Source organism: uncultured Zoogloea sp. (assembly GCF_937894855.1).
Lineage (GTDB): Bacteria > Pseudomonadota > Gammaproteobacteria > Burkholderiales > Rhodocyclaceae > Zoogloea > Zoogloea oryzae.
In genome coordinates this window covers 1-5,449 of the sequence record NZ_CALAYQ010000161.1, presented here as the reverse complement: position 1 = coordinate 5,449, position 5,449 = coordinate 1, and the positions used below count along the sequence as shown (strand labels likewise).

6 protein-coding genes and 1 pseudogene are annotated in these 5,449 nt (G+C 65.9%); 3 read left to right on the top strand and 4 right to left on the bottom strand.

Going from position 1 to position 5,449, the window contains the following annotated elements; all coding sequences use genetic code 11:
• Window positions 1-320: 320 nt before the first annotated feature.
• Together Q0672_RS18225 and Q0672_RS18220 are read right to left on the bottom strand one after the other, a co-directional pair.
• Window positions 321-875 (bottom strand): TlpA disulfide reductase family protein, encoded by a 555-nt coding sequence (locus Q0672_RS18225; RefSeq protein ID WP_153163081.1) that lies wholly within the window; start codon window positions 873-875, stop codon window positions 321-323.
• Complete coding sequence (locus Q0672_RS18220) at window positions 872-1,432, bottom strand: hypothetical protein (RefSeq protein ID WP_228111994.1); 561 nt, start codon at window positions 1,430-1,432, stop codon at window positions 872-874. The genes Q0672_RS18225 and Q0672_RS18220 overlap by 4 nt, the downstream gene beginning before the upstream one ends.
• 153 nt (window positions 1,433-1,585) lie before the next feature.
• On the opposite strand from Q0672_RS18220, the gene mpl reads away from it, so the two are divergent.
• The 3 genes from mpl to Q0672_RS18205 all read left to right on the top strand — a co-directional run bounded on the left by mpl (window position 1,586) and on the right by Q0672_RS18205 (window position 4,135).
• Window positions 1,586-2,932: a UDP-N-acetylmuramate:L-alanyl-gamma-D-glutamyl-meso-diaminopimelate ligase gene (mpl, locus tag Q0672_RS18215; protein ID WP_298624540.1), complete on the top strand. Its 1,347-nt coding sequence runs from the start codon at window positions 1,586-1,588 to the stop codon at window positions 2,930-2,932.
• A gap of 154 nt (window positions 2,933-3,086) precedes the next feature.
• Complete coding sequence (locus tag Q0672_RS18210) at window positions 3,087-3,782, top strand: hypothetical protein (protein ID WP_153163084.1); 696 nt, start codon at window positions 3,087-3,089, stop codon at window positions 3,780-3,782.
• Window positions 3,783-3,910: 128 nt separating this feature from the next.
• Window positions 3,911-4,135 carry a hypothetical protein gene (locus tag Q0672_RS18205; RefSeq protein ID WP_153163085.1) on the top strand — a complete coding sequence of 75 codons (225 nt, stop codon included), beginning with the start codon at window positions 3,911-3,913 and terminating at the stop codon, window positions 4,133-4,135.
• Here the strand turns inward: Q0672_RS18205 and Q0672_RS18200 are convergent.
• Together Q0672_RS18200 and Q0672_RS18195 are read right to left on the bottom strand one after the other, a co-directional pair.
• Complete coding sequence (locus Q0672_RS18200; protein WP_298624536.1) at window positions 4,132-5,175, bottom strand: heme A synthase; 1,044 nt, start codon at window positions 5,173-5,175, stop codon at window positions 4,132-4,134. The two genes, Q0672_RS18205 and Q0672_RS18200, sit on opposite strands and share 4 nt — an antisense overlap.
• Window positions 5,172-5,449: pseudogene (locus Q0672_RS18195) on the bottom strand (protoheme IX farnesyltransferase); the annotation flags it as partial. The gene Q0672_RS18200 and the pseudogene Q0672_RS18195, both read right to left, overlap by 4 nt.

Sequence of the window (5,449 nt, the reverse complement as noted above, 5' to 3'; positions counted from 1 at the left end):
TGGACCAGATCGATCAATTTCTTGAGCTTGCGAAGATCCATTGTGTTCCCCTTGAATGAGCTGGTCCCCGCCGAAGGGCAGGGAGCCGGTATCTGGAATTAGGCGCGAAGGGCGCTAGGACGGAAGCGCGCAGGTGCGGGGGTGTGCGCCGCTCGGACGAGCGTGCGGAAAATCACGGCCCCGGGGCCGGGCTGAACATGCGCGCAGTGCAGCGTCTGTTCAGCCGAGGTGATGGCCCAATGGCGGTTTTTGCGCGTCATGGACGCAAGTTTGCCGTAATTCGGCGCAAGTTGTCCACCGCCAGGGGCCGGCGGCGGGGTTCAGGAGCCGGTCAGTTCGGCCAGTTTGCGGTCGAGTTCGTCTTCGGACAGGGTGCCCAGCTTGACGAGGCCGAGCTGGCCATTTTGGGTGACGATCACGGTGAAGGGCAGCGCCTGGGAGGTGTTGCCGAGGGCTTCGGTGAGCCCCACGACTGACGGCGAGGCGATCACCAGCGGGTAGCTGACCTTGTTGGCCGCCTGGAAATCGCGCACGTTGTCGGCGGTGTCGATGCTGATCCCCACGAACTGGACGCCCTTGTCCTGGTATTTGGCGCTCATCGCCGAGAAGGCGGGGATTTCCTTGCGGCATGGCGGGCACCAGGTGGCCCAGAAGTTCACCACCAGCACCTTGCCCTTCCAGTTTGCGAGGGGCTGTTTGGCGCTGCCGCTGTCTGGCAGCTCCAGCGCGAGGAGCTTGTCGAGGGCGGCCTGCTGTTCGGGCGAGGCGGTGGGGGCGCTGGCCGGGGGCGTGTTGCGGCGGGCCGAGTAGATGCCGGCGGCGCCGGCGGCCAGGGCGACGATGATGACGAGGACGATGCGGAGGGTTCGGTTCATGGCGTGGTGCCGGCGGTGGCCGGCGTGTTGCTGACGAGGGCTTCGACGACGGAGCGGCGGGCGCGTTCCATCTGCCGTGCGCCGTGGGCGCCGCGGCGGCTGACGCGCTCGATGTCCTGGGCGTAGATGCGCAGCTTGAAGGGGATGTCGTCCCAGTCGAAGACGAGGATGGCCTCGGGCCCGTCGGGCTGGTTGCGGCGCGGCTCGCGGTGTTCGTAGGCGACGTTCTGGTTGAGGAAGAAGATCTCGACTTCCTTGGCGCTCTCGGGGAAGAGGTCGATCTCGACCTCGGAGTAACGGCCGGCGGTGCCTTCGAGCACGGCACCGGTGAGATAGGGGCGGAAGGCGTCGAGTTCGCGCATCACCTCGATGGCAGCAAGGCGCATCACCTGCTGGCGTTCAAGGTGCTCCTCATCCTGGAAAACCGCCAGATAGGTGCGGACCTCGGCCTCGATCTCGGCGTTGTTGGGCAGTTCGTCGGCGTTGACGGCGCCCAGCTGGCGGGCGGCCTTGCGCTTGGCGAAGCCGTAATCGCTGATGCCGTCTTCGGCGATCATCCGGGCGGCCAGCGCGGCGATCTCGCGGCGGAGGTTGCTGCGATGGGGAACGGCAGGGCGCGGCATGGGCGGTCGGAGCTCCCCGTTCGATTAGAATAGGCCCCATTCTACACACGACTGTTGCGGCGCTGTTTCGGCCGCCTTCTGGATTCCATGCATATTCATATTCTTGGCATTTGCGGCACTTTCATGGGTGGCGTGGCGCTGCTGGCGCGGGCCGCCGGCCACAAGGTGACGGGCTGCGACGCCAACGTCTATCCGCCGATGAGCACCCAGCTCGAAGAGCAGGGCATCGGCCTCGTCGAAGGTTATGGCGTCGATCAGCTAGGCCTTGCGCCGGATGTCTTCGTGGTCGGCAACGCGATCTCCCGCGGCAACCCGCTCCTCGAGGCGATCCTCGACCAGGGGCTGCCGTACGTCTCGGGCCCCCAGTGGCTGGCCGAGAACGTGCTGCAGGGGCGCTGGGTGATGGCGGTGGCCGGCACCCACGGCAAGACGACGACCACCTCGCTGCTGGCGTGGATCCTCGAAGATGTCGGCATGAAGCCGGGCTTTCTGGTGGGCGGTGTGCCCAAGAACTTCGGCGTGTCGGCGCGCCTGGGCGAGACGCCCTTCTTCGTGATTGAGGCCGACGAATACGACACCGCCTTTTGCGACAAGCGCTCCAAGTTCGTCCATTACCGCCCGCGCACGGCGATCCTCAACAACCTGGAGTTCGACCACGCGGACATCTTTGCCGATCTGCCGGCGATCGAAACCCAGTTCCACCATCTGGTGCGGATCATTCCCAAGTCGGGCCGGATCGTCGCCAACGGGGCCGAGGAGTCGCTGCAACGGGTGATCCAGCGCGGCTGCTGGTCGGAGCTCGAATGGTTCAACGACGCCGCCGGTTGGTCGGTGGCCGAGGGCGCCTTCGAGGACGAAGTGGTGGTGCGTTTCGAGGGCCGCGAGATCGGCCGCAGGCGCCTGCCCCTGTCGGGCACCCACAACCGGGCCAATGCGCTGGCCGCCATCGCCGCCGCCCGCCACGTGGGCGTGACGCCTGAAGTGGCGCTGGACGCGCTGACCCGCTTCGAGGGCGTCAAGCGCCGGCTCGAGGTGCGCGGCACGGTGCGCGACGTGACGGTCTACGACGACTTCGCCCATCACCCCACCGCGATCACCCTCACCGTCGAGGGCCTGCGCCGGCAGGTGGGCGACGCGCGCATCCTGGCGGTGCTGGAGCCGCGCTCCAACACCATGAAGCTGGGCGTGATGAAGGATCAGCTGCCGGCCAGCCTGGCCCAGGCCGACAAGGTGTTCTGCTACGCCGCCAACCTGGGCTGGGACGCCCGCGGCGCGCTGGCGCCCATCGCCGGCAAGACGGTGGTCGAGGACGACCTGGACGCGCTGGTGAAGGCCATCGTCGCCGAGGCGAAGGCAGGTGACCGCATCCTGGTGATGAGCAACGGCGGCTTCGGCGGCATCCACGCCAAGCTGCTCGCCGCGCTGGCGGGCTGATCCGCCGGCCCCGCTCCAGCCGGCGGCGCGGGGCGCTTTAGTTGAGCATGTCGCCGACGTGAGAGAAGATACAGAATCTGGAAATAAGAAGTTGCGGCTGAAAGGCGGGGGCTCAATCGCTGCCCCCTCGACCCCCGCTATTGGAGGTTTTGTGATGACATTCCGTCAAATTCTTCTTGCGTCTGCCGCTGTTGGGGCCATGGTGCCTGCCATGCCAGCCCTGTCGGGTGATGACCTGATGGTTGCCCCGCACTATAAAGATTTTACAGACCGTCGTGTTGTCGGCTCCGCTGCGCGTTCGTTTGTGAAGCGATTTACAGATTTAGCTACTTTGCCTGCTGTAGAAGACGCTGGAATGCGAGATTTCTTGAATTCGACATTCAGGGTTGCGGCTGATTTTGATCAGCCCATCACAGATGCCGCGCGCACTTTTACCGAGCTGTTGCAAAAGCCTCAAAAGGCATCCGACCCCATTGTTTATACCCACCTGAACCCTATCAGCCCAGAAGGCGTAGTCACCACATTTGCCGCGCGTGCGCCAGATGATGTCTTGGCCAGCTCCTCTACAGGTTTTGAATGGGGAGGCCAGATGGTTGCCTTCAGATATTGTATTGAGGTAAAGGGCCAAGTGGTATCGTATGGCGGTGTTGGTTATAACGGCTTGCCTGTTGCGCCAACTTCTGGGTCATCAATTCCGCGTAAAGTGGGTAAACCGATAATCGACCCCGCGACAGGTGCTGTTGTGGTGGACGCTGCCACAGGTCAGCCGCGCACATCCTTTGTTTTTGCCTGTAAAGCGGTGTTGGCTCAGCCAATCAAAGATTACATTGCATCCCGTTTAGGTCGATGAATATCAATATCACGACTACCTTTCCCTTCCACGCTCTCGCCCCCAGAAGGACGACCTGAATCCAGTCGTCGCGCTGCGCGCTCGGGCTGCTTCACCTGCTCAAACGTGTTCACAGGCCCACGCGGCTTTTGCAGTTCCTCTTCCTTGATCTCGGCGGCAATGCGCTGCCGCTCTGTCTTGTGCCATGTCTCATCAAGCTGTTCCAGCTCGTGGCGCTGCTTCTTTTCCAGCCTTCGGACCTCTTCCGCGTAACGCGCAGCCTGTGCCCGCTGTGCGGCTTCGTCAGCGGCTTCCTCTCTTGCGGTGCGCCCTGTGACCTCGGAAAGCCACTTGGACAGACGGTGATGCTCTAGCGCACTACCTCGAAACGCCTCGGAAAGCCCGCCGCTGGCACCCGGCCGCGGGCTTTTTCTCGCTCGAACACCCGGGCCACGGCGGCCAGGGTGGCGCATAGCAGCAGCGCCGCGCCGGTGTTGTGGGCGACGGCCAGCGGCAGCGGGAGCTGCAGCAGCACGTTGGCGATGCCGAGGCTGATCTGCAGCGCCAGCGCCGCCAGCAGCGCCATGCCGTGCCGGCGTAGCAGCGGCTGGCGACACAGCAGCACGCCCAGGCCGCCGACGACGATCAGCACCACGCCGGCGAACAGCCGGTGGGTGAAGTGGATGGCGGTGAGGGCGGCGCCGGGCAGCAGCGCGCCGGAGGCGGTGGCGCCCAGCTCGCGATCCAGCGTGAAGGCGTGGTGGGTGTCCATCTCGGGCCACCAGCTGCCCTGGCAGGTGGGGAAATCCGCGCAGATGGCGGCGGCGTAGTTGCTGCTCACCCAGCCGCCCAGGGCGATCTGCACCAGCACCGCGAGCAGCGCCCCGGCCGCCAGCAGGCGCAGGCCGGCGGAGGTGGCGGAGGTGGCGGCGGGCCGGGCCGGGCGATGTTCGCGCAGCCAAAGCAGGGCGAGGATCGCCAGGGTCGTCATGCCGCCCAGCAGGTGGCTGGTGACGATCACCGGTTTGAGGAGCTTCGTCACCGTGAGCATGCCGAGCAGGGCCTGGCCGATCACCACCGCCAGCAGGACGATCTCCAGCCACGGCCCGCGCCGGGCCCGCTGACGCCACGCAAGCACTGCAAGGCCGAGGATGCACAGCCCCAGCGTGCCGGCGGCGTAGCGGTGGATCATCTCCTTCCAGGCCTTGGGCGCCTCCACCGGCTTGCCGAAGGCGGCCTCGGCGCGGGTGACTTCGTGGGCGGCTTCGGGCACGCCGATCAGCTGGCCGTAGCAGCCGGGCCAGTCCGGGCAGCCGAGGCCAGCGTCGGACAGGCGCACCCAGGCGCCCATCGACACGACGATCAGCGCGAGTACCAACGCGAGGCTGGCGAGGAGGCGGTAGCTTCTGCTCACAGCAGCCGATCCAGGAAGAGCGCCGCGAACAGCCCGGTGAGGTAGATCAGCGAGTAGCGGAAGGCGTGGCGGGCGCGGGCGTCGGAGTAATGCCGCCACAGCACCCAGGCTTCGCGCAGGTAGCCCAGGTTGAGCACGCTCACCAGCGCCACGTAGATGCCGCCCGAGAGGCCGAGGGTGGCGGGCAGGTACGAGACGGCCGCCAGCAGCACGGTGTACAGCAGGATGTGCAGGCAGGTGAGCGGCACGCCGTGGCTCACCGGCAGCATCGGCA

What these genes read in the sequence shown, in the direction of transcription:
- Q0672_RS18225 (WP_153163081.1), bottom strand. Translation starts at nt 875, where the DNA reads ATGAACCGAACCCTCCGCATCGTCCTCGTCATCATCGTCGCCCTGGCC.
- Q0672_RS18220 (WP_228111994.1), bottom strand. Translation starts at nt 1,432, where the DNA reads ATGATCGCCGAAGACGGCATCAGCGATTACGGCTTCGCCAAGCGCAAG.
- mpl (WP_298624540.1), top strand. Translation starts at nt 1,586, where the DNA reads ATGCATATTCATATTCTTGGCATTTGCGGCACTTTCATGGGTGGCGTG.
- Q0672_RS18210 (WP_153163084.1), top strand. Translation starts at nt 3,087, where the DNA reads ATGACATTCCGTCAAATTCTTCTTGCGTCTGCCGCTGTTGGGGCCATG.